Origin of the sequence: Leptolyngbya sp. FACHB-671, from assembly GCF_014695745.1 — a bacterium.
Lineage (GTDB): Bacteria > Cyanobacteriota > Cyanobacteriia > Elainellales > Elainellaceae > JAAUTN01.
In genome coordinates this window covers 242,037-263,361 of the sequence record NZ_JACJOV010000153.1, presented here as the reverse complement: position 1 = coordinate 263,361, position 21,325 = coordinate 242,037, and the positions used below count along the sequence as shown (strand labels likewise).

Genomic DNA, 21,325 nt, shown 5'->3' with positions numbered 1-21,325 from the left:
TGAAGATAGGTTGTTTTAGCCACAGTAAGCTGCATTCGGTTGTCTCCAACTTCCTTCGGCTAGAGGTAAACCCATGTCTATGATCGTTTCGATCCATTCCTACCGTGGCGGAACGGGTAAGTCCAATTCAACCGCTAATCTGGCTGCAACGATTGCCCGTCATGGCTATCGGGTTGGTGTGGTCGATACTGATATTCAATCTCCTGGAATTCATGTTCTCTTTGGTTTTGATGAAGACCAGATTGACCGCTCGCTCAATGACTATCTTTGGGGTCGCCGTACTATCCAGGAGGTTGCCTATGATGTCACCTCAGTCTTAGAGGGAAAAGGCACTGAACGCAGCAAGCTCTTCTTAGTACCTTCTAGTGCCAAAGCTGGAGAAATTGCCAAGGTGCTGCGAGAAGGCTATGACGTAGGATTGCTCAATGATGGCTTTCAAGACCTGGTTAAAGCGTTGAGGTTGGACTACCTGCTAATTGATACGCATCCGGGACTCAATGAGGAAACGTTGCTGTCGATCACCATTTCTGATGTGCTGGTGCTAATTTTGAGACCCGATCAGCAGGACTATCAAGGAACGGCCGTTACGGTGGATGTGGCTCGTAAGCTAGAAGTTCCTAAGCTGTTAATGGTGGTTAACAAAGCGCCCACCGTCTTTGATTTTGATTTACTCAAGCAAAAGGTTGAGGAGGCTTATAGTGCTGTAGTCGCTGGAGTTTTGCCTCATTCTGATGAAATGATGGTGCTGGCTAGCGCAGGCATATTTTCGGTGAAATATCCTCAGCATCCCTTGAGTCGAATTGTGGAAGCGATCGCTCAGCAAATTATGAGCAAACGCTGATCCTCGACTGTCACTCTAGACGTGATTTTAGAGCAGAAGGCGCACTCCTTCTCGTCTTTTTCGGTACTTCTATAGCTGGCTTTGCAAGGCAAAGATAGCGGTTGGTAAAACTTTGCCCTTGAGGGCGATCTTCCCTAATGGCTCACCGCTGAACTGGGGGGCGATCGCTCCATAAACCTGCTCCGTCACCAAAATCTGATTGGGGGTTGCCTGCATGGCCAATCGCGCTGCCGTATTCACGGGATCACCGAGAATATTAAATTCTCGCCTGCCTCTGGGTTCACCAATCTCGGCAGCAAATACAAAGCCAGACGCAATTCCAATCCGGCAGGTGACTTCTGCAGGTTGACCTTCAACCATCAGCGTAGACAGTTTCATCACGATTTCCTGTATTGCTGTAGCTGCTCTAGCTGCCCGCACAGCGTCATCCGTGTGAGCATCCAAAACGCCAAAATAGATTAAAACGTCTGACCCAACCAGATGATAGGTGACTTTTTGTAGAATGCCGCCATGCGATCGCACTGCCGCATGAACTAAGGCAAACGTGCGCGAAAAGCTGCCGACTACATCCTTAACCTCATCTGAGGTCGCTTTATCTATCGACTCCGGAAAGCCAACCAAATTAACAAAAACGACGGTAGCTTCTGGAAAATTTGGTGAAATTTGGCGTTTTGCAGCACTTTCAACTAACAAATTGAGGATTGGCGTGGACAAATAGCTGGCAAGCGGCTCAATTCGCTTTACTGCTTCTTGAATTTCAGCAATCAATCCTTGTGGGCTGCGATCGAGTAAGAGGGAGCTGGAAAGGCGGCGACGACTGGGTGTGATGTCATATTCCCCTAGCTGCTCCAGCATGAGGTCATCCTTGACCAAGACATGATCTGCATTGAGATCTGCATTCAGAGACTCAAGCCGAAATTTGCTCCGAAGGCGATCGCCCACCTTATCCGTTAGACAAACTCTGCCTACCTCACCTGCCCCCTCCGCATATTTTGCTTGCTGTACCGTACTACCCAATAGCACATGCGCCATTCTCATCGGTGTGCCGATGTCTGCTGTAAGAAAGCGTCCGGTATGAATCCCCACCCGCATTTCAAGACAAAATTTGCCTTGAGGCGTTTCTATATCCTTAAAATGAGCCATTGCCCGCTGCATTCGCAAGCCTGCTCGCACTGCCTGAGCAGCATCACTCTCATATGAGTCAGCTAGAAACTGTACCAGTATTGCATCCCCTGTGAACTCAAGCAGATCGCCACCTGATTTGCTTACGATCTCGACCATCTCGGAGAAATAGCGATTGAGTATGTCCAGCAGCAGCAGCGCGCCTTGCTGACCGTGGGCTGCGTTTGCCTCCATTAGAGGGGTAAAACCTGCTAGGTCAGTGAATAACAGCGTGCCCTCTTGCCAGGAATAACGCACCTCACCTGGACAGGGCGGCAATTCTAGAACCTGCCGGGGCATATAGCCGTGTAAAACATGTTGAAGCGTTCGCAAATGCTCAAACACCCGCATTAAGCTATTGGGCAACGGCTCAACCCAAATTTCTGCATATAAGCTAGCAGGCAAAAGCTGCCGCAATCGTAACTCAATTGCTGCCAAATCAGGAGCAGAGTCAAACAGCATCAAGTTCTACCAATGGAATATGAACTGAACTATAGCAATTCTCCATTTGTAGAAATTGTTTTAAAGGCTAATCGCCTTGCCTGTTCAAGTTCAGTTGGTAGGGCAGAACCTTCAAGTCAAATTTCGATTCGGGTACACAAAATTTCTGCCTGAAAGCCTCGCTCCAAAAAATCAGGCACAATTTTCCCTCTTGTCGAGATGTGATAACTCGCTGTCTCGGCAAGAGGGAATAGAGTATGCCCTGGAAGGGCAGTGTGTTGTTTAAAGGGCTTTTAGTGTTTAGATGGCTTCTAAGTTTTTCTCGCCTGTACGAATGCGGATGATTTCGTCCACGGGCGTGATGAAAATTTTGCCATCGCCAATTTCGCCAGTGCGGGCAGCGACGATAATTTTTTCGACGACCATGTCAACCTGATCATTCTCTACAACGATCTCGACTTTCAGTTTTTGTAAAAATTCAACTGTATACTCTGAACCGCGATAGCGCTCGGTCTGTCCTTTTTGCCGTCCAAATCCTCGAACTTCAGAAACGGTCATGCCGACAATGCCTGCATTTACCAGTGCAATCTTGACTTCATCTAGCTTAAAAGGGCGAATAATTGCTTCAACCTTTTTCATGTATCCCTTCACTCCTTACTCGGTTCACTAATGCGCTTACTAGCATGAATGTTTCTACCACCGCTAGGAAGTGATATTTTGTAACATTCAATACATTTTACGGTAGAGCTATCAATCCTCATCTTGCCACTACCGTCTTTCAAAATCGGGTTTTGTTTAACTTGCAATCTTTAAGGAATACGAAGTAGACAAATTCCAGATTGAGCGGATTGGGCACTACTTAGCATAATGGCAGTAGGGAGGTTGGGGAATTATGGAGCAGGGCATTAATTTGGTGACAAAGGTCAAAAGTCAGGTCACAGATCGGCTGACAGCAATGTTTGGAGAAGCTCAGAACGCTGCTGCTAGTTTTTCTGAGCAGGCAACCCAGACGATTGCCCAGCCTATTCATCAAACTAAAGCAACCCTAACTGAAACGGCAGCAAGTGCTAGGACCTCCCTGGATGGAATGATTGGTGGAACAATGCAGCGCGGTGGACGTATGGGAAATGCTTTTGGAGAAGGAATGCAGAACGTTGTCTTAGGTTCCTTTCAAGACTGGCTGACAACTCACCCGATGTTGGCGTGGCTGATTACGCACCCGCTCTATGCTTTGGTGATCGGGCTGTTGCTGTTGGTGCTGCTGTGGGGACTGATTGGGGCGATCGCCAACCTAGTGCAGCAAGCCTGGGTTGCTTTACTTCACGCCCCGCTGAGGCTGATTCACTGGGTCTGGTGCAGCATCATTAGTTTGTTTACGGTTGCTACCTTGCCTAAGTCCGCTCCTGAACCAGACAAAAACCAGCGGCTAGCCGATCTGCTGAACCAACTAGAAGCAATTCGCCTGCAACAAGATCAACTGCTTGAAGAAGTGAAAGCGATTCTGGCACTAGAAGCCTCTAAGCAACCTTGAAAGGTTTGAAATTTAAGCTTCGCCTAGGGGCGTAGCATTCCGCAGATAAACTCTGAACCATACTGAGAATTTCTGCCCGAATGCTACGCCCTCAAGGACTGCGGTAGTGGAAGGGTAACTGTAGCAACCTATCCCATACCCGGAATTAGCCCCGCACCTAGCCGCTTCATCGCTCGATTAGCAACGTCTGCATAACGCAGTTCGCCACACAAGATTTTGACCATCCGCTCAGTTGCGGAAGGGCGCTTGACTCCTACCCGATAGCCAATGCCAGGTGCCCGGTAAAAGATCCCGGCAAGGCGTTGAGCCCAAACCATATCAGCGCCCCATTCATCGCTAATGACTTGGGTATAGCGTTCTAGGGCATTTTTGTCCCCAGCGATCGCCCCATCAATTGCCTCTGCTGCCTTTACCCCAGTAAAGATAGAAGGACGAATCCCTTCAGCAGTAAACGGATCAACAACACAGGCAGCTTCACCCGCTAGTAGCGCGTTTTGCGTATGCAGCTTTTGGTTGCCATCCCACAAGCAAAGCGGATGTCCATATTGCTGCGTGGTCTTAAGGTCAATGCCAAACAGGGTAGCGTATTCGGTCAAGATTGCTTTGAAATCTTGCTGCTCACCACCCCGGAAGGTGCCTACACCAATCGAGTAGCCATCTGCCTTAGGGAAGTTCCAGATATAGCCATTCTTGACCATACCAAACTCAAAATGAGCAGATTCGGGGTCTTTCACATTGGCTGCTGCTTCGGCTTCTAGCGCTCCCGCAAAACGGCGTTTGCGGTCTTTGAAACCAAGCCATTTTGCCATTGACCCTTTAGCTCCATCCGCTGCAATCACGTAGCGTCCGGTGACGGGCCCATTTGCAGTATTAACTTGCCAGTGGTCACTCTTAAACTCAATTCCTGTAACTTCGGTATTGTCACGGAGTTCTGCGCCTTGCTTCTGCGCCTGCTGCACGAGGAAATGGTCAAATACATCCCGCCGCACCATCCAAATGGGTTCTGAGTCCTTTAGCTTTGCCTCGACTGGATCGCCCATTTTCCAGGTATAGCGAATCGCATTGACCTTGATTGAAATCGCAGGGCTAAAGTCGAAGTCAAACCACTCAGCTACTTGTGGCGATACGCCACCGCCACAAGGCTTATAGCGGGGCAGGGAAGCTTTTTCTAGCACTAAGACTGAGCGTCCGCGCTTTGCCAGATGATATGCCGCAGTGCCACCGGCTGGCCCTGCGCCCACAATAATGCAATCAAACATAAGCTTTGAATCTAGCTCCTAGTACACCAAATTGATCTGGTAGTTACACTGGGCATTCTGCTACTCAACCCCAAAACTACGTAGTTCACAGTCTAGAATCCAGGCTGGCTGTGATCACGTTTTTAGCGAAAAGTTTTCTGAAACTTCCATGAAGGAGAGTTGAAGAATCAGCTTCGATGCTTCGATTCCGAGGAAGTTGATGCAGTTCTTTATCTTCAATGCGTTTTGTTTACCCAGAAATCCGGACAGTGCTAAGCAATGCCGGACAGTGAATCCTTGTATGTGACGGGGTAGGCATTGTGCTTGTGATTTAGATCAAATTGGACATTTGCACGGAGTACAAAGTCCTGATGAAGCCTATACGATTGTGTATGAAAGATTGATGAAGTCACCTTGAGTCAAAAGGGTACTTCCAGGATTAGACCTTCTTCATGCTGTGGGCTGTGGCGAAACCATCGCCCACAGCATTTATTCCAAGCCTGTTGTGATTCACGAGGATAGGACTATGATTTGGCAACTTTGCATTCAATACGCCAACGGCAGAGAGCGGGTTCTGCGCTCCTACAAAAATCGTGATGCTGCGCTCAAATGCGTAGATGCAATTTATGCACATGGCTATCCTCTGCATGTCGCTTACGTGGTGCGTCATGCACAGGTGCAAGTTGCATAAAGATTTGAGTCGTTAAACCTTCAGGATATCGGCTTCTTTTTCAGCCAGAAGGGTGTCTACTTTGGCAATGTACTTATCAGTCAGTTTCTGGATATTGTCCTGGATATCACGAGCCTCGTCTTCCGAAATTTCGCTACTTTTTTCTTGCTTGCGAACTGCGTCGATCGCATCTCGGCGAATGTTCCGAATCGCGACTTTGCCTTCTTCTGCAAACTTAGCAGCAACTTTGACTAATTCTTTACGGCGATCGCTCGTCAATGGCGGAATGTTTAACCGAATGGTGGAGCCATCATTATTCGGCGTTAAGCCAATATCTGACAGCGAAATGGCCTTCTCAATCAGATTCAAAGCACCCCGGTCGTAAGGTTGAATCGTAATCGTGCTAGCGTCAGGGGTGTTGATACCAGCCAGAGATTTGAGCGGCGTGGGGCTGCCGTAATATTCCACCATCACCCGATCTAAAATCGCTGCGTTTGCTCGCCCAGTACGAATCGTGTTGAAGGAGCGCTGAGTCGCTTCAATCGATTTCTGCATCTGGCTTTCAATTTCAGCTAATTTCACAAGAACCTCTCACAATTGTTCCAATCGGTTCTCCCATCACGGCTCGGCGAATATTCCCCGAAACGGAAAGGTCGAACACGATGATAGGTATATCGTTATCTTTGCACAGAGCGATCGCCGTGCCATCCATCACGCGGAGGTCTTGGGTTAACACATGCCCGTAGGTCAGGGTTTGAAAGCGGCGAGCATTTGGATTTTTTCTCGGATCAGAGTCATAGACTCCATCGACCTTAGTTGCCTTAAAGACAACCTCGGCGTTGATCTCAGCCGCTCTCAGTGCCGCTGTCGTATCTGTGGTGAAGAATGGGTTGCCCGACCCTGCTCCAAAGATTACGACCCTGCCCTTTTCCAAGTGGCGAATTGCCCGACGGCGAATGTAGGGTTCAGCTACTTCCTGCATCTCAATCGCCGTTTGGACGCGTGTCGGAACGCCAATTTGCTCTAGTGCATCTTGCAGCGTCATTGCGTTCATCACTGTGGCAATCATGCCGATATAGTCAGCCGTTGCCCGATCCATTCCGGCTGCCGCGCCCTTGACTCCACGAAAGATGTTGCCGCCACCGACGACGATTGCGACTTGCACTCCGTTTGCGACGACGGCTGCGACCTCTTGAGCGATGTCTTGCACAACTTTTGGGTCGATCCCATAGGAAAGGTCGCCCATCAGTGCTTCACCGCTCAGCTTCAACAAAACCCGCTGGTAAGTTATCCCCATGCAGTGACAATTTTTAACTCAGGTTGCTCCACCTAAGATAACAGCACAGGTGTAATTCCGTGAAATTTAGGTAGCCACTTTTACTGCCGCCATTTCACGGAGCAGCCGACCGAATTGGTGGAAGGTACTGTAACTGAGCCGTGAGCTAAGAGTTGGGCAATCGCATCCCGTAAATAACTCACCCGAACTGCATCTGGATCTTGAGGGCTGTCATCAATCAGCCCACTGTAGCGGAGAATACCTGACCGGTCGATCAAAAATGCTTCTGGTGTTCTCTCTGCTCCAAAGGTTTTGGCAACATCCTGGGTGATGTCACGTAAGTAAGGAAAATTAAGCTGCTGTGCTGCTGCAAACTGTTTCATATTCTCAAAACTGTCATCGGGATAGCGCTTATCGTCATTGGCATTGATCCCAATTAACGTAAATCCCTGGCTCTGAAAATCGGTCTGAATCTGCTTTAAACGGCTCAGATATAGCTGCACATAGGGGCAGTGGTTACACATAAAAATCACGCCCACTGCTGGAGCTTTCTCCAGGTAGCGAGCTAGATGATGCACCATGCCGTCGATTCCCGGCAGTTCAAAATCAGGAGCGTAGCTGCCGATGGGGGTTCCTGTTTTTTCCATGAGAGCTTGCGTTGCCTGACTAAAGGGGTCATTGGTTATTCGTCATTGGTCATCAGTCGTTGGTCCTTGGCAGACGCAAACAAGCGACGAGCGACAAATGACAAACCAGCTAGAATTCCTGTTGCTCAAACAAGATATCCATAATCTATAGACTAATTGACTAGCTGTAAACTCAGTTGACCCTCACCCGCGCGCTCTCCCCACAACGCTTAGTGTTTGCTCAACAATTTGAATCAAGGCTTCTGTGCCGACCGCCTGTTTGCTAACCAGGGTTGCCAACCCTTGTTTGAGGTAGGCTTTTTCGGCTGAAGTCAGGTCAGCCCCAGTCATAACTAACACTGGAAGCGTGAGTGTATTTCGGTCTGAACGCAGGAACTGCAGCACTTCAAACCCGTTGATCTGTGGCATCAGCAAATCGAGAATCAGCAGGTCAGGTAACTGCTGCTGAATGTACTCAAGCGCCTGTTTGCCGTTTTCAGCTTCGATAAAGTGTACGTCTGCCGTCTCATCGAGGGAATCAATCACCTGCTGGCGGAAGTTTGGATCATCATCCACAACTAACAGAACTTTGCTAGAGGACTGCGGTAAGTAATGTTCGACTGCCTGCTGCAACATTTCAGGAGCAGCCGTTTTAGGCAAATATTCAGCACCTTTAAAGACAAGTCCTTTAGTGTTTGGTTCTGTCATGGTAATCACCATAACGGGTAGTGATGCAAGTTGGCGATCGCCCTTAATGGCAACGAGAAAGTCCCACCCGTCCATTTCTCCAGCCAACAAAATGTCGAGAAATATCAAACGGGGTAAATGTTGCTGAATCAGTTCCAGAGCTTGTTCTGCAAATGCGGTGGAAACGATGTGTAAACCTGTGTGGCTAAATTCTTCTCGCAAAAGTTCGGTAAAAGAGGTATCGTCTTCGACTAGCAAAATATCGATCGCCCCCGAGGAATGGTTTCCATTTGTAATGGCTTTGGCTCCCTGAATGGCTTGGGGCAAGGTGAAGAAGAAGGTGCTGCCTTGTCCCAGTTCGCTCTCTACCCAGACTTGTCCGTCATGAGCTTCGATAATCTCTTTGACCAGCGCTAACCCCAATCCCGTTCCACCAATCTTGCGGGTGTTGGCGTTGTCTACGCGATAAAACTTGGTGAAAAGGCGTGCCATTGCTTCGGGTGCCATGCCCATTCCCCGGTCGGTGATGCTGATCTGGACGAGGGCATCTTGTTGAACCGCAGAAATTACGACTTCTCCGCCATCTGGAGAGTATTTGATGGCGTTGGAGACTAAGTTGGAAAGTACCTGACGGATGCGATCGCTATCTGCTTTTACGTCTGGCAAACTATCTGGAGCTTCAACTCGAATTACGTGTAGTTTATCTGTTCCAGCAAATAGGTCTACTGTCTCATGTAGCAGAGGTACCACGTCAATTGGGGCAAAGTCGTAGTTTTGTTTGCCTGATTCAATCCGCTGAAGGTCGAGAAAGTCATTAATCAGATTGGTCAAACGCTTGCTTTCGTTTTGGATGATGGTGAGATACTGCCGCTGCTTTTCAGGAGAGCAAGCTTTACGCAACAGGATTTCACTAAAGCCGCGCAAACTGGTTAGCGGAGTCCGCAGCTCATGGCTGACTGTAGAGACAAATTCATTTTTCAGTCGCTCGACTTCTTTACGCTCTGTGTTGTTGCGGGCGACGCAAAATAGCAGTTGTTCAGTGGTAGACCAGCTGGCAGACCAAACAATGTCTATCCAAGAGCCGTCTTTGCGAACGTAGCGATTTTCAAAACCTGAGATGGATTTACCTGCAAGAGCTTCGGTGGCGATCGCCCGCGTTTTTTCCAGATCGTCAGGCACCACAAACTCTTCGTAAAACCGACCAATTAGCTCATGGGGGAGATAGCCCCAAGTCTTAAGAGAAGCTGGACTGACTTCTACAAAGCGGCCTTCCCCATCGATTGAACAAATCACATCTAGCGAATTATCGAGCAATGCTTTTTCTTTTCGAGCTGCTTCAGCAATTTGACGGTTGGCAGCTTGCAGCCGATCCTGTTTCTGGGAAATTTGATCGGCTGTAGCATAAAGTGCCTGATCCAACTGGCTAATTTCGTCCTCTCCTGGGATCGGTTCAGCTAAAGCCTCTCCGGCTGCGACCGCAAGGGCATTGTGCTGGAGTCGGTGAATTCGGCGAACAACACTAACGGTATAGAGATAATTGGCTCCCAAGCCCCCCACGATGCCAATGATTCCAGCTAGCCAAAGCGCTGCTCTGCTCAGTTCTCTTTCTTGTTCTAAAATCTGTTGTCGTTCTGCTAGCCGGTTTTCTTCGACAGCAATAAATTCCCCTAGCTTCTTACGCAGCATGTCCATTGCAGACTTTCCTCGAATCAACGTCTGCAAGCGTTCTCCCTCGGCTGCCAGCACGGCAGTACCCCTAGAGGGACTGAGCAGCGCTATATTACGCTGAAGCGAGACGAGCCTTTGATCAACGAGTTTAGAGATTACCTCTACTCGGTTCAACTGGTTGGGGTTTTGTTGGCTGAGCGACTCTAGTTGTTCAACAGCATCTAGCAGCTTGTCTTGAGCATTGGAGTAAGGTTCGAGAAACTCTGAGTTTCCAGTTAGCAAATAGCCCCGCACCCCTGTTTCTGCGTCTACCAGGAGCCGCAGGATTTGTTCGGAGTGTAGCTGCACTTCTTGAGTGTGCTTAACTTCCTGTTCGGCTAGTTCTACTCGTCGGCTGAGCAAGCTGGAGATTACTATGGCGATCGCTAGGCACAGGATGGGGAGAGCAATTACGACTGTGCCTTTGCTACGGATTGACAGCCTAGACCAGAACCTAAAAAGTTGCTCAATCATGGGCATTAATTGGGTATCGCTTATCAAGCAAGAATTTCTTCGATCAATGTCAGAAGCTCCAGTGGGCTGAAGGGTTTAGTGAAATAGTGACTGACTCCCGCAGCTTTACCGATGGCAATGTCTTGCTGCTGTGATTTGGCAGTCAGCATGATGATTGGGCGATCTCGAAAGGTTGGGTTTTCGCGAAGCGCTTTACACACCGAAATCCCATCCAACACGGGCATCATGTTGTCCAGCAGAAATAGGTCGGGGCTAATCTGAGCTGCAATTTCCAAGGCTTGTTGTCCATCTTCAGCTTCATAGATGTCGTAATCTTCGTCCTCAAGTGTTGTTCGTACCAAGAGCCTCAGTTGAGGTTCATCATCTGCGATCAAAATGATTTTTTTGTCCATCAGAACCTAATTGTAAGAAATGTCCAAAATGGATCTTTGGGCGCAGTTATCAATTATGTTGACCGTTCGACCTAGTAAATTGAGCCGAGTAGTCCAGATATTTTAAAACTGTAGAGTAAGTATCAATTCCCATAGCTATGTAATGGCCTCTTTTCGATAAAAAATCTGTCCTAAATACTACTCCTAAACTCGTATAAGAGCTTGAAAGCTCTGCCTTTTATGAATCGTGTGATCACTTCGAGTTAGTTTGGCATGTCTTTGTTGAGTTTATTGCATCTAGCTATAAATTGTTCAAACGATGACATGAGTTTTGATTATACCTAATAACAAATACTAAGAAAGTTTTATCTTTCAAAAAATATTTTCATTGTTTTGCTGCCGATTAAAATTCATTTCTACTCACAAAAACTCGTACTTATACGGAAGAAAAGTACTAAGATTAAAGCTATTTGAAGAAAATTTATGAAAACGACGCGTGAAACTACTGAAACCTTGAAAAGGTTTTATTACTCAGTAACTTTTTAACTCCAATGAGGTAGTGTTTGGTGGAAGCAGGAAAGCAGCGATCGCAGCCAATCGTTCGAGATTTAGTATTGGTTGGAGGCGGGCACAGTCATGCGATCGCCCTCAAAAAAATTGGCATGAAGCCGCTGCCCGGTGTGCGGTTGACGCTAATAACCGATGTTGCCCACACGCCCTATTCAGGAATGTTGCCTGGCTATGTAGCAGGGCTTTACAGCTTTGATGATTGCCACATTGATCTGCGCCCTTTGAGCCAATTTGCTCAGGCGCAAATGGTCATTGATCGAGCGATCGGTTTAGATCTAGAGCAAAATCGAGTGCTGTGTGCCAACCGTCCGCCGATAGCTTTTGACCTGCTCTCCATCGACATTGGCAGCACGCCAACTGCATCACCTGTTCCAGGAGCCTTAGAACACGCCACCCCAGTTAAACCCATTTCCCAATTTCTGCATTACTGGGAACAACTGGTAGAAGCGGTCACCCAAACTCCCCATCAGCCTCTTAGGTTAGGCATCGTCGGAGGGGGAGCAGGTGGGGTAGAACTGGCACTGTCAGTGCAGGCGCATCTACAGCGGATTTATCAGGCTGCTGAACAGCCTTTGACCAACTTGGAATTGCACCTGTTTCATCGGGGTAGTCGCCTGTTGCCCGATCGCAATCCCTGGGTGGGTCAGCAGTTAGGCAAGATTTTGAGCGATCGCGGACTAAAGCTGCACTTGCAAGAGAGCGTTTCTGAAGTCAAGCCAGGCTTGGTCAGGTGTGAATCAGGGCTAGACGTGGAGTGCGATCGCGTTTTCTGGGTGACACAAGCTGCCGCCGCTCCCTGGCTGAGCAAGTCAGGCTTAGCAACCGATGCCCAAGGCTTCATTCAGGTCAACGACGCGCTGCAATCTGTCTCTCATTCTCAGGTGTTTGCCGCTGGAGATGTCGCTACAATGGTGAGCCACTCACGCCCCAAGGCAGGTGTGTTTGCTGTCCGTCAGGGCAAACCGCTATTTCAAAATCTCCGCAATGCGCTGCTAAACAAACCGCTCAAGCCATTTATTCCGCAGAAGAAGTACTTGATTCTAGTAGGAACGGGCGATCGTGCCGCTCTCGCTTCCCGTGGTCCCTTTGCTTTCGGACCCTCCCCCCTTCTCTGGCGCTGGAAAGACCATATCGATCGCAAATTCATGCGCCAGTTCACTCACCTCAAGCCAATGGGAGAGCCAGTCCCTAACCCCCAACCCCCAATCCCTACTCCCTACTCCCCAATCTCCAACTCCCCGTCCTCTATGCCGTGTGCAGGCTGTGGCTCCAAAGTGGGCAGTTCGACCTTAGAGAAGTCTCTAAAGCGCATTCAGCAGGAGCAAGCCTGGACAAGTCGAAAAGACGTATTGATTGGACTGGATTCCGCTGAGGATGCTGCTGTCGTGCAGGTGCCAGTGGGGCAGGCAATGGTGCAAACGGTGGACTATTTTCGCGCGCTGATCGACGATCCCTTCTTATTTGGGCAGATCAGCACTAATCATTGTTTAAGCGACATCTTTGCAATGGGAGCTGAGCCACAGAGTGCGCTGGCGATCGCCACTCTTCCCTACGCCACCCCAGCCAAACTCGAAGAAACTTTATATCAACTGCTTTCAGGTGCAGTAAAAACACTCAATCAAGCTCAGGCTGTCCTGGTTGGTGGACACACCAGTGAAGGTCCAGATCTGGCGTTTGGACTGTCATGCAATGGATTGGCTCACCCCGATCGCCTGTTACGAAAGAGCGGTATGAAGCCTGGACATGTCCTGATTCTGACCAAAGCGCTGGGTACGGGGACGCTGTTTGCTGCTGATATGCAACTGAAGGCAAAAGGACGCTGGATCGAAGCTGCAATTCAGTCTATGTTGCTTTCTAATCAAGCCGCGTCAGCCTGTTTACGGGAATGTGGAGCGATCGCCTGCACTGATATCACTGGTTTTGGGCTCATAGGACACCTGGCAGAAATGCTCCGCTCCTCCCAAGCTTCCGTTGAATTAAACCTGGAAGCGATCCCAGTTATGGATGGTGCAGAAAATACGCTCCAGCAAGGTATTGTCAGTTCTCTCTATGCTCAAAATCTTCAAGCCTCCCGTCAAATTCAGAATCTCGACCAGGTAAGTAGTCATCCCCTATTTCCCCTGCTGTTTGATCCCCAAACATCGGGTGGGTTGCTGGCTGCTGTTCCTGGCGATCGCGCTAGCGACTGTCTCGCCTGCCTGCAATCTGCGGGATACCCTCATAGCCACATTATCGGGAATGTCCTTCCCTCCGCTCAGAGCAAACTCCCCATTACGATAGTCAATAGATAGGGTAATCTCTGAAGTTCTCCTAACGTAGAACTAGCGAGCGGGCCAGATGCCGTTCTATAGAATCCTAACCCTTAGTCCCCAGCCCCTCCATGCCCCACTCCCTCCCGATTTCCGATTTCCTGAACGCACAGGGCATCATCCTGGACGTGCGAAGTCCTAGCGAGTATGCTCAGGGGCACATTCCCATGGCTGAAAGCTTTCCCCTGTTTACGGATGAACAACGGGCGCAGGTGGGGACTTGTTATAAGCAGCAGGGAAGGGATCAGGCAGTGGAGTTGGGGTTTGCGATCGCGGGTCCAAAATTCGTTAACTTCATCACCCAGGCAAAAGCCTTGGCACCCGACAAACAGGTTCGGATTCACTGCTGGCGTGGCGGAATGCGGAGCGGAGCCGTCGCTTGGGTGCTGGAGATGGCTGGATTCCAAGTTTCTACGCTAAAAGGTGGCTATAAAACTTTTCGCAATTGGGCGCTGAACGCCTGCCAAACGCCTAAGCCAATCATTACCTTGGGCGGCATGACGGGAACTGGCAAAACTAACATTCTCACCGCCTTGGCAGCCCAGGGTGCACAAACCCTGGATCTGGAGCAACTAGCAAGTCATCGAGGCAGCAGTTTTGGTAGTTTGGGTCTGCCGCCGCAGCCCTCGAATGAGCATTTTGAGAATCGAGTGGCGATCGCTTGGTCTAACTTTGACCCAGCCCAACCCATTTGGATTGAAGCCGAAAGCTGTCGAATCGGCATGTGCCGTGTGCCTGATCCGCTATTCCAGCAGATGCTGCAGGCTCCGATTATTCAGGTGGTTCGCCCGCGTGCTGAGCGATTAGGGCTGTTAGTGGAGGTGTACGGCTCAGCAGATACCGAGGAGTTGATTAGTGCAACGGAACGAATTCGCAAGCGTTTAGGTGGATTGCGGACTCAGCAGGCGATCGCCCTGCTCCAACAGCGTCAGCTTACTGAAGCATTTGACCTGATTTTGGAGTACTACGACAAAACCTATCAATACGATTTAGAAAAGCGGAAAGTGCCGATTTATAGTGTTGATGTCACGGGTTTGTCAGACGCAGAAAGTGCAGCACTTTTGCTGGAAAAAGCAAGGTTTTACTGTCAAGAACTCTATTAAACGACTTTCCCCAGTTCTAGGCGCTTTCCAACAAACTGAAGACAAGCGTAAAGGATCAAATTCTCGCCAATCAATTCTGATAATTCTTCGTAGGCAATTCTCAAGTTTTCGACTGGTAATCCCCAAAATGTTTCGTGTTCAATGCTCTGATAAGAGCCAGCATCAAGCAGAAAATCTTTAAGAATTTCAGACCCATATCCACCCAGGACAAAAATCGCAATGCCCAGCAGGACCAGGTAAGTTTCTCTTTGAGAGTGCCGCCAAAGTTGAATGAAACTCCGACAGTGCCATACCATGATGCCTGCAAACAGACCGAGATAAAGCCATTTCCAGTTCTGACCTGCTAGCAGTCGATGAAGCTGCAAATGAATTTTGAAAACTTCATCAATTGCGGCATAAAAAACTAATACTGCAAAGGTAATGAGGAAAGCTAGAGAAGGAATTTGAGCAGGCGATTTTTGGGAGCGGCTAAATAGTTTCCCTGGAGCAAAACCGTTTGATCTTTGAAGAGAAACTCGGTGAAAATATCGCTGTCCTAATATCCATAGGATGATTAGAGCGATCGCCAAAAAATGCAGCGCTTGCAGCAAAGATGGCACCGTAGCCTGACCATTAAAATCAAATGGCGGATAAGCCGTGCCCGTCGCCCGAATGCTGCTTAGATAAACCAGCAAAATTAGCGCTTCAACGAGCAGCAGGCTAATCAACAATCGCTGACTAGCCTGCCGTACTCTATGAAATGCCATCAGTTACTTAGCTGCACTGCCAGGAAGCACTGGCGTTGGCGCTGGGGCAAGACGGCTAATTCCCTGCTGCACCAAAGCCTGGAGGAAAGCTGTTCGTTGGTTGTCCTGAAATACGGCTTTCAGTTTTTGAGTCAAACGATCAACCTGGAAAGGGGCTGCATTGGGGTCAAGGACGTAGCTTTGCTCCTGGAAATACTCAATCAAGCTAAGCCCTGCTAAGCGAGTCAGATAGGCAGCGCTCAGTCCCTCCATCAAACCACCCGCTACAAAGGTGACGGCATGGCTCTTGAGCAAAGGACTGATCGCTTGAGCAGATAGCTCGACCAAGCCCAGCTTAACCATCAGGTCAGCTAGCGTACCTGTAGCTGTTTTTGCCTGCTGCAAGGAGAACTTTTGCTGATAAATCTCGCCCAAGTCAACAATCAGTTGAGTATTGACTGCAGCAGTCGCCAGCAAATCTAAACTTGGGACAGGGTTGGCAAAGGCAGCAGCAGCAGCAATCCACTGAGACTGCTCAATTAGAGGTAGGGCGCGATCGCGTCTCACCTGATTCAATGCATTCTGGACATCAAGTCGGAGTAGATTGACCTGACGCAGCACGGTAGATAAGATTAATCGCTGACCTTCTTCTGCCAAAACTTGAGTCAGGCGATCGCTTAACCCAGCTACATCAGCGGCAGGCTGCTCCAGTCGCTCTTGAACGCTTCCAGACTGGTATTGCCGCACTTTAACCGGTGCAGGAGCAGTGGCGATCGCCATCACGTCTTCTGTAGCCAGTTGTCCTTGCACCCGTGCCCGAATCTGTTGCAGCACCAACGGGCGCTCATCGGGCAAATACTGATCCTGTTTATTGAACAGCAGCAAAACTCGCTGCTGTCGCGTTAGCAACTGCTGGATCGTCTGATACTCTGGGCTGGTCAAATCGCTAGCCGTGATGAACAGCACTAAATCGGCTGAATCAACTTCTGGTGCGAGCGTTTCCCCAGCTTCTCCAGGTTCAGCAAACAGTCCAACGGTGTCGCTGATAGAAATCTTTTGGGATTGAGGTACCCAGTTCTCAGTCAGATATTGAGTTAGAGCCGTCTTACCGACAGATTGACCGCCTGCGATCGCCAAACGAATTTCATTGCGTTCTAGTTCGGCGGTTAGTTGGGTCAGTTTCTCCTGAAAGCTGGTGAGAGCGGCAGTCTGAGTTCCTGTGTTAGTTTCTGCTGCCAGTTGCTTCACTAAGGTTTCAACTGCGGACAGTGCTTTTTCTACAGCAGTCCGATCAACAGGTATCGCTGGAACCGTCAGGTCGAGCGGTTTGATCGATCGCTTGCGTAGCCACCAAAAGCCAGAACTGACAGTAAGTGCCCCCCAAATGGCAGTACCGCTAAAATCAGCAACTCCAGGGTTGAGTCCGTGCAGTAACCAAACCCCAGCCGTCAACCCCAACCCTCCCACCAAAATGGGTTTCCGCAGCTTAAAATCCATTTAACCTTTGCCTCTCAATCCTGCGTTTGCCTTCGCTAGTACTTTCATTCTACTGAGTCCCAGCCCTGCTTCTGGAGGAATGGTCAAAATCGCTAATGATTTTTCATACACAAAAGCCCTGCAACTTCTTAGTTACAGGGCTTTCGTTTATTTGGTGGCGGGGAGCGGATTTGAACCACTGACCTTCGGGTTATGAGCCCGACGAGCTACCAGGCTGCTCTACCCCGCATCGCCTTTCTAAATATAGCAGGTTATTTGCAAATGTGGTGTTCTTTTTTTGTTTTTTTTGCAGGTCAGAGCAAAGAAAGCTCGCCAACGACATCTAATCGCTTAAAGTTACCCTGGGTCATGTAGGTTTCTGATAGGGTTTCAGCGATCGTCGGACTGATCCAGCCCATCTGTTTCAAAATGTGAATTGCTACTGCGTATTTGGCTCGCTTTGCCCCGTCCAGCACCTTGATCGCCAGCCCCAACCCTTCGCCCAATCTGGCAATACACTGAATTCCTTCAGAACCGGACTTGCTTACCAGTTCCCCTTCTGACAAACGCATCAACTCCGTGTCAAATTCGCCATCCCCTGCCACCATCGTTGGGTGATGGGTCATTGCTCGGACAATGCGTTCCATATCCAGGTTGTCTCTTGAAGCCAGCAGGGCATACAAAGTTGCCATTTGCCCTAGCTGCATAAAGTAGGTGGGTGCGCCACAGTCATCGTGAGCACTGATAAATTCCTCTGCAGGCATTCGCAGCAACTCAGCAACTTTGCCCAGAATCAATCGCTGAACTGGGTGGTTGCGCTGAAGATAACTATTAAACGACCAGCTGCGTTGCTGACAAACTGCTAACATCCCAGCGTGTTTTCCAGAGCAGTTGTATTGCAAAGGGCTATGCTTTCCTTCAGGAATCGGGCATTGCAGCATTGACGGATCGATGTCAGCACGCCAAAGAATGTTAAAAACCTGCCTGACCTGCTCAATCGTGCCTTTATGAGAGCTACAGATAATTGCTAAGTCGCGATCGCTCAGGTTATAGCGCTCCATCGTGCCCGTCGTCGTCACTGCCAGGGCTTGAAAAGGCTTCAACGCCGAACGAACAAAAGCAGCCGTCTCCGAGTTCCCTGCCACTGACAAAACCCGCCCCCGGTCATCACACACAACCGCATGAACGTGATGCCTTGATTCAATAATTCCTTCTCGCAACAGACGGACTTCTAGCTCTGCCGCTTGTGTTCGCTTTCCCATAGTCATGGCTAAAACTCTGACACACTCTGAACTTCCGTGCAATCCCTCACTATAGCGCTTTGGCTGAATGGATAACCTAAACCAAAGATAAATCTGAGCGCGAAGGTATTGCTCCAGCCCTCAAATCCACACCCAAAATTCAATAATTTACTAGAGCAATAAATCAGCTGCATTGCCAATCTGGGCGGAGGTCATCACAGGATCTTGATAGAGCGGCACCGTAAACGTGACCGTAGAACCCAACCCTTCGCCCATGCTGTAGAAGTTCACCACCCCGCTCATCGCTTCTACAAGTTTCTGCGAAATGGCTAACCCTAAACCTGTGCCGCCATATTGGCGTGTGCGAGAGCCGTCTAGTTGGCTAAAAGATTGAAACAGTTTGTCCTGCTTTTCCAGAGAAACGCCAATGCCTGTATCGGCAACGCTAATCTTGACCATGCCAGGTTTCTCCTGGTTTTGGACAACAACTTTTTTGTGGATTACTTCAGCACTAATCGTCACACCGCCCTGATGGGTAAACTTGATAGCATTGCCAACCAGGTTGAGCATCACTTGCAACAACCGCTGATAGTTGCCCATCAAAATCACTTCATCGCGGGTTGCCGGGGTGCGAATCTCAAAGCTCAAGTTTTTCTGTTGAGCTTGGGTTCGAGTAAAGTTCTCTACGTCACTGAGCAGATCGTCTAGCTTGACCGGATTCAGGTCTAGCTCCATCTTACCTGCTTCAATCTTGGCGATATCAAGAATGTCATTGATAATGCTGAGCAAGTGAACGGCTGAATGGTAAGCCTCCTGAATAAATTCGCTTTGCTCGGCTGGGTCGTCTGCCATGCCGTCCATAATCAGCTTCAAAAAGCCGATCATGCCGTTCAGGGGAGTTCGCAGTTCATGAGAGGTGTTGGCCAAGAACTCGCTTTTCAGCCGAGAGGCTTCTTCTGCCTGATGGCGGGCTTCTTCCAGTTCTCGATGCTTTTGCAACAGTCTGGCATTTGCCTCTTGCAACTCAACGGCAAGTGTTTGGCTTTCTGCAAACAGGGTGGCATGGGCAATATCTGTGCCAACCTGATCGGCAAGCTCCTGCACCAGCCTGATTTCTACTTCGCTTAAAGCCTGGTTTTGGTCAAACTGGTGCAGAATGATTAACCCGTTGGGCTGGTCTTTGTAGCAGGTTGCAACTGTCAAGACTGAGTAGTTTTGATTGATTGACTGATCGGTACAGGTCAAAAAAACTGGCTTTAGCGTTGCCAAGGCTTGACCGAGATGAAGTTCTTCGGTTAGCTGTAGCCTTGCACCTAGCATTGACTCAACGTCAGATTGGCAATATTCAGCAACGACTTCTACTTCGGTATCGAGCGGTTGATAGGAGCAGACCAGACAGCGGCTCACGGCAAGGGCTTCACCCAGACCGCTTACAGTCTGCTGCCAGATGAGTTGTAGGTCGAGGGTGCGGCGAACGTTCCAGGCAACTTGGGTCAGCAGTTTTTGATATCGTTCCGGGTTCGCAATAGCAACGGGATGAACTAAAGAATCAATTAGCTCTAGTGCCTGATTTTCTGGGCAAGTGTAGAGTAAACGCCCAGTCACGATGATACTAGTTGCTGTGCCGTGAGGCATCAAAATCGGGCTGATGGTCAGGTCAAACACCAGATGTTGATCAGCGCAGCGGAAGGGGTAGTTAAATTTTTCAGGGGTCAGGTGTTCTAGGACGTGCCGCACTCGATTGAGATAAGGGGCGATCGCCACTGGGCTAAACGCTTCTCCAATTCGGTGCCCAACAACTTGGCTTAAATCTAAATGGTAGTGAGATGCGTCTCGCCAATAAAACGACAAATATTGACCTGTAACATCCTGAGTAAAAACCAGGTCAATGCCAGGAGTATTTAAGCAGCCGTCATGCTTTTTGCCAGCTATCAAGTCTGTAGACTCAGTCAGGGGAAGCATAGAATCACTGTGCGGAGTCATCAGCGCAGAACTGGAAACTACAAGATGTAAGGATTAAGCATTTGCCTAAATTAGCTGAAGATAGATGCAACCAGCAGATACCTGTACCCAAATCAAAACTTTGAAACGGGATTTAGATTTTTACCCTCACCCAATTTACCCGCATTTGGAGAAGTGTCACCCACTTTGTTAACCAAATTCTAGTCACTTCTAGTCACTAATCTAGCTAACTTTCCTACAAACACAGGTTGGTTTGAGTTGAGTTTACATAGCTTTTAGTCATTCCACTCACCCCGTGGCGGAACAGGTGGATTACGTTGTAGTGTCCGAGTCAGGTCGTCATCTCGCCGCGCACCCCCACGCAACCATTGCCTGACAGCGACCTCAATCACCTTACTGGGGTCGTTAGTCAGATGGCTGATCTGGTCCAGGAGTTCAGCATCCATTTGGATTGAGAGCTTTACTTTGTTCGATAACTGCTCAGAATTGGCAGCAGGTTCATTCATAAAATAAAGAAGTCCTCTTTTTGACGCGGGACACTTCAAGTTCCACTAATTCGTTATTCTACGCTGCACTCTTCGGCAAGACTACAAATTAGGATGGAATCACGGATTCTAATTAAGCTGCCTTAGTCGGCCCTGATCACAATCTTACCCTTGCTAGGGAGAAGTATTAGGTCAGAAGCTTACTCTGCATGTTCTCCCTTAGCTAAAAATCTTGATAAAAAGCTAAAACATGCTTGATTGATAGGGAAGCATTACAATACTTTAAGTAACTTTGGTATTTAGGCGAGGTCAGTACAGGCTTTGCAGGCAGATATTAGGGGCAAGCTACCTCATCTGTGTTGCAAGATTAAAAGGCAGACACTTGTCCCAAAGTTTTTAAGTGGCAGCCTGCTTTATCTACTACTCTTATT

The 21,325-nt window shown here is 48.9% G+C and carries 18 protein-coding genes and 1 tRNA gene; 5 read left to right on the top strand and 14 right to left on the bottom strand.

Features of this window, described 5'->3' with window-relative positions; translation table 11 throughout:
- The first annotated feature begins 73 nt into the window (after nt 1–73).
- Nucleotides 74–841, top strand: a complete 768-nt coding sequence (locus H6F93_RS26530) for a MinD/ParA family ATP-binding protein (protein ID WP_190645126.1) — start codon at nt 74–76, stop codon at nt 839–841.
- 69 nt (nt 842–910) lie between these two features.
- On the opposite strand, the gene H6F93_RS26525 is transcribed toward H6F93_RS26530, so the two are convergent.
- Nucleotides 911–2,464, bottom strand: coding sequence for an adenylate/guanylate cyclase domain-containing protein (locus H6F93_RS26525; protein WP_190687450.1), 1,554 nt, complete (start codon nt 2,462–2,464; stop codon nt 911–913).
- Nucleotides 2,465–2,743: 279 nt separating this feature from the next.
- Nucleotides 2,744–3,082: a P-II family nitrogen regulator gene (locus H6F93_RS26520; protein WP_190645128.1), complete on the bottom strand. Its 339-nt coding sequence runs from the start codon at nt 3,080–3,082 to the stop codon at nt 2,744–2,746.
- A gap of 253 nt (nt 3,083–3,335) precedes the next feature.
- Between H6F93_RS26520 and H6F93_RS26515 the strand changes: the two genes are divergently transcribed.
- Nucleotides 3,336–3,974, top strand: coding sequence for a hypothetical protein (locus H6F93_RS26515; RefSeq protein WP_190645129.1), 639 nt, complete (start codon nt 3,336–3,338; stop codon nt 3,972–3,974).
- 128 nt (nt 3,975–4,102) lie between these two features.
- Here H6F93_RS26515 and H6F93_RS26510 read toward each other — a convergent pair whose 3' ends face one another.
- Nucleotides 4,103–5,233, bottom strand: coding sequence for a geranylgeranyl reductase family protein (locus H6F93_RS26510; RefSeq protein ID WP_190645130.1), 1,131 nt, complete (start codon nt 5,231–5,233; stop codon nt 4,103–4,105).
- A gap of 505 nt (nt 5,234–5,738) precedes the next feature.
- Between H6F93_RS26510 and H6F93_RS26505 the strand changes: the two genes are divergently transcribed.
- Nucleotides 5,739–5,903 (top strand): family 2 glycosyl transferase, encoded by a 165-nt coding sequence (locus tag H6F93_RS26505; protein WP_190645131.1) that lies wholly within the window; start codon nt 5,739–5,741, stop codon nt 5,901–5,903.
- Nucleotides 5,904–5,915: 12 nt separating this feature from the next.
- Here H6F93_RS26505 and frr read toward each other — a convergent pair whose 3' ends face one another.
- From frr to H6F93_RS26480, 5 genes are all read right to left on the bottom strand, one after another.
- A complete protein-coding gene (frr, locus tag H6F93_RS26500; RefSeq protein ID WP_190687446.1) occupies nt 5,916–6,464 on the bottom strand; it encodes a ribosome recycling factor in 549 nt (182 codons plus the stop codon).
- The gene (gene pyrH, locus H6F93_RS26495) at nt 6,451–7,179 is read right to left on the bottom strand and encodes a UMP kinase (protein WP_190645133.1); all 729 of its coding nucleotides are present in this window, start codon (nt 7,177–7,179) and stop codon (nt 6,451–6,453) included. Before pyrH ends, frr begins: the two co-directional genes overlap by 14 nt.
- Before the next feature lie 80 nt (nt 7,180–7,259).
- Nucleotides 7,260–7,805, bottom strand: a complete 546-nt coding sequence (locus H6F93_RS26490) for a thioredoxin family protein (RefSeq protein WP_190687442.1) — start codon at nt 7,803–7,805, stop codon at nt 7,260–7,262.
- 183 nt (nt 7,806–7,988) lie between these two features.
- On the bottom strand, nt 7,989–10,652 hold the full coding sequence (locus tag H6F93_RS26485; RefSeq protein WP_190687439.1) for a response regulator: 2,664 nt from the start codon (nt 10,650–10,652) through the stop codon (nt 7,989–7,991).
- Nucleotides 10,653–10,675: 23 nt separating this feature from the next.
- Entirely contained in the window at nt 10,676–11,044 is a 369-nt protein-coding gene (locus H6F93_RS26480) for a response regulator transcription factor (RefSeq protein ID WP_190645136.1), read from the bottom strand.
- 545 nt (nt 11,045–11,589) lie between these two features.
- Between H6F93_RS26480 and H6F93_RS26475 the strand changes: the two genes are divergently transcribed.
- Both H6F93_RS26475 and mnmH read left to right on the top strand, forming a co-directional pair.
- On the top strand, nt 11,590–13,884 hold the full coding sequence (locus tag H6F93_RS26475) for a slr1591 family oxidoreductase (RefSeq protein WP_347277358.1): 2,295 nt from the start codon (nt 11,590–11,592) through the stop codon (nt 13,882–13,884).
- Nucleotides 13,885–13,973: 89 nt separating this feature from the next.
- On the top strand, nt 13,974–15,005 hold the full coding sequence (gene mnmH, locus H6F93_RS26470) for a tRNA 2-selenouridine(34) synthase MnmH (RefSeq protein WP_190687436.1): 1,032 nt from the start codon (nt 13,974–13,976) through the stop codon (nt 15,003–15,005).
- Here mnmH and H6F93_RS26465 read toward each other — a convergent pair.
- From H6F93_RS26465 to H6F93_RS26440, 6 genes are all read right to left on the bottom strand, one after another.
- Nucleotides 15,002–15,751: a DUF8692 domain-containing protein gene (locus tag H6F93_RS26465; RefSeq protein ID WP_190687433.1), complete on the bottom strand. Its 750-nt coding sequence runs from the start codon at nt 15,749–15,751 to the stop codon at nt 15,002–15,004. The two genes, mnmH and H6F93_RS26465, sit on opposite strands and share 4 nt — an antisense overlap.
- Before the next feature lie 3 nt (nt 15,752–15,754).
- Nucleotides 15,755–17,227 carry a slr1306 family protein gene (locus H6F93_RS26460; protein ID WP_190687430.1) on the bottom strand — a complete coding sequence of 491 codons (1,473 nt, stop codon included), beginning with the start codon at nt 17,225–17,227 and terminating at the stop codon, nt 15,755–15,757.
- A gap of 152 nt (nt 17,228–17,379) precedes the next feature.
- Nucleotides 17,380–17,456 (bottom strand) — tRNA-Met (locus H6F93_RS26455).
- A 64-nt stretch (nt 17,457–17,520) separates the two neighbouring features.
- Entirely contained in the window at nt 17,521–18,474 is a 954-nt protein-coding gene (locus H6F93_RS26450; RefSeq protein WP_190645140.1) for an asparaginase, read from the bottom strand.
- A gap of 144 nt (nt 18,475–18,618) precedes the next feature.
- Complete coding sequence (locus H6F93_RS26445) at nt 18,619–20,409, bottom strand: ATP-binding protein (RefSeq protein WP_199314053.1); 1,791 nt, start codon at nt 20,407–20,409, stop codon at nt 18,619–18,621.
- Nucleotides 20,410–20,684: 275 nt separating this feature from the next.
- Nucleotides 20,685–20,915, bottom strand: a complete 231-nt coding sequence (locus H6F93_RS26440; RefSeq protein ID WP_190687426.1) for a hypothetical protein — start codon at nt 20,913–20,915, stop codon at nt 20,685–20,687.
- Between the last annotated feature and the right edge of the window lie 410 nt (nt 20,916–21,325).

Coding starts and splice junctions, on each gene's coding strand:
- H6F93_RS26445 (WP_199314053.1), bottom strand. CDS start 20,409: ATGCTTCCCCTGACTGAGTCTACAGACTTGATAGCTGGCAAAAAGCAT.
- H6F93_RS26450 (WP_190645140.1), bottom strand. CDS start 18,474: ATGACTATGGGAAAGCGAACACAAGCGGCAGAGCTAGAAGTCCGTCTG.
- H6F93_RS26485 (WP_190687439.1), bottom strand. CDS start 10,652: ATGATTGAGCAACTTTTTAGGTTCTGGTCTAGGCTGTCAATCCGTAGC.
- pyrH (WP_190645133.1), bottom strand. CDS start 7,179: ATGGGGATAACTTACCAGCGGGTTTTGTTGAAGCTGAGCGGTGAAGCA.
- H6F93_RS26530 (WP_190645126.1), top strand. CDS start 74: ATGTCTATGATCGTTTCGATCCATTCCTACCGTGGCGGAACGGGTAAG.
- H6F93_RS26510 (WP_190645130.1), bottom strand. CDS start 5,233: ATGTTTGATTGCATTATTGTGGGCGCAGGGCCAGCCGGTGGCACTGCG.
- H6F93_RS26440 (WP_190687426.1), bottom strand. CDS start 20,915: ATGAATGAACCTGCTGCCAATTCTGAGCAGTTATCGAACAAAGTAAAG.
- mnmH (WP_190687436.1), top strand. CDS start 13,974: ATGCCCCACTCCCTCCCGATTTCCGATTTCCTGAACGCACAGGGCATC.
- H6F93_RS26465 (WP_190687433.1), bottom strand. CDS start 15,751: ATGGCATTTCATAGAGTACGGCAGGCTAGTCAGCGATTGTTGATTAGC.
- H6F93_RS26515 (WP_190645129.1), top strand. CDS start 3,336: ATGGAGCAGGGCATTAATTTGGTGACAAAGGTCAAAAGTCAGGTCACA.
- H6F93_RS26525 (WP_190687450.1), bottom strand. CDS start 2,464: ATGCTGTTTGACTCTGCTCCTGATTTGGCAGCAATTGAGTTACGATTG.
- H6F93_RS26505 (WP_190645131.1), top strand. CDS start 5,739: ATGATTTGGCAACTTTGCATTCAATACGCCAACGGCAGAGAGCGGGTT.
- H6F93_RS26490 (WP_190687442.1), bottom strand. CDS start 7,805: ATGGAAAAAACAGGAACCCCCATCGGCAGCTACGCTCCTGATTTTGAA.
- H6F93_RS26480 (WP_190645136.1), bottom strand. CDS start 11,044: ATGGACAAAAAAATCATTTTGATCGCAGATGATGAACCTCAACTGAGG.
- H6F93_RS26520 (WP_190645128.1), bottom strand. CDS start 3,082: ATGAAAAAGGTTGAAGCAATTATTCGCCCTTTTAAGCTAGATGAAGTC.
- H6F93_RS26460 (WP_190687430.1), bottom strand. CDS start 17,227: ATGGATTTTAAGCTGCGGAAACCCATTTTGGTGGGAGGGTTGGGGTTG.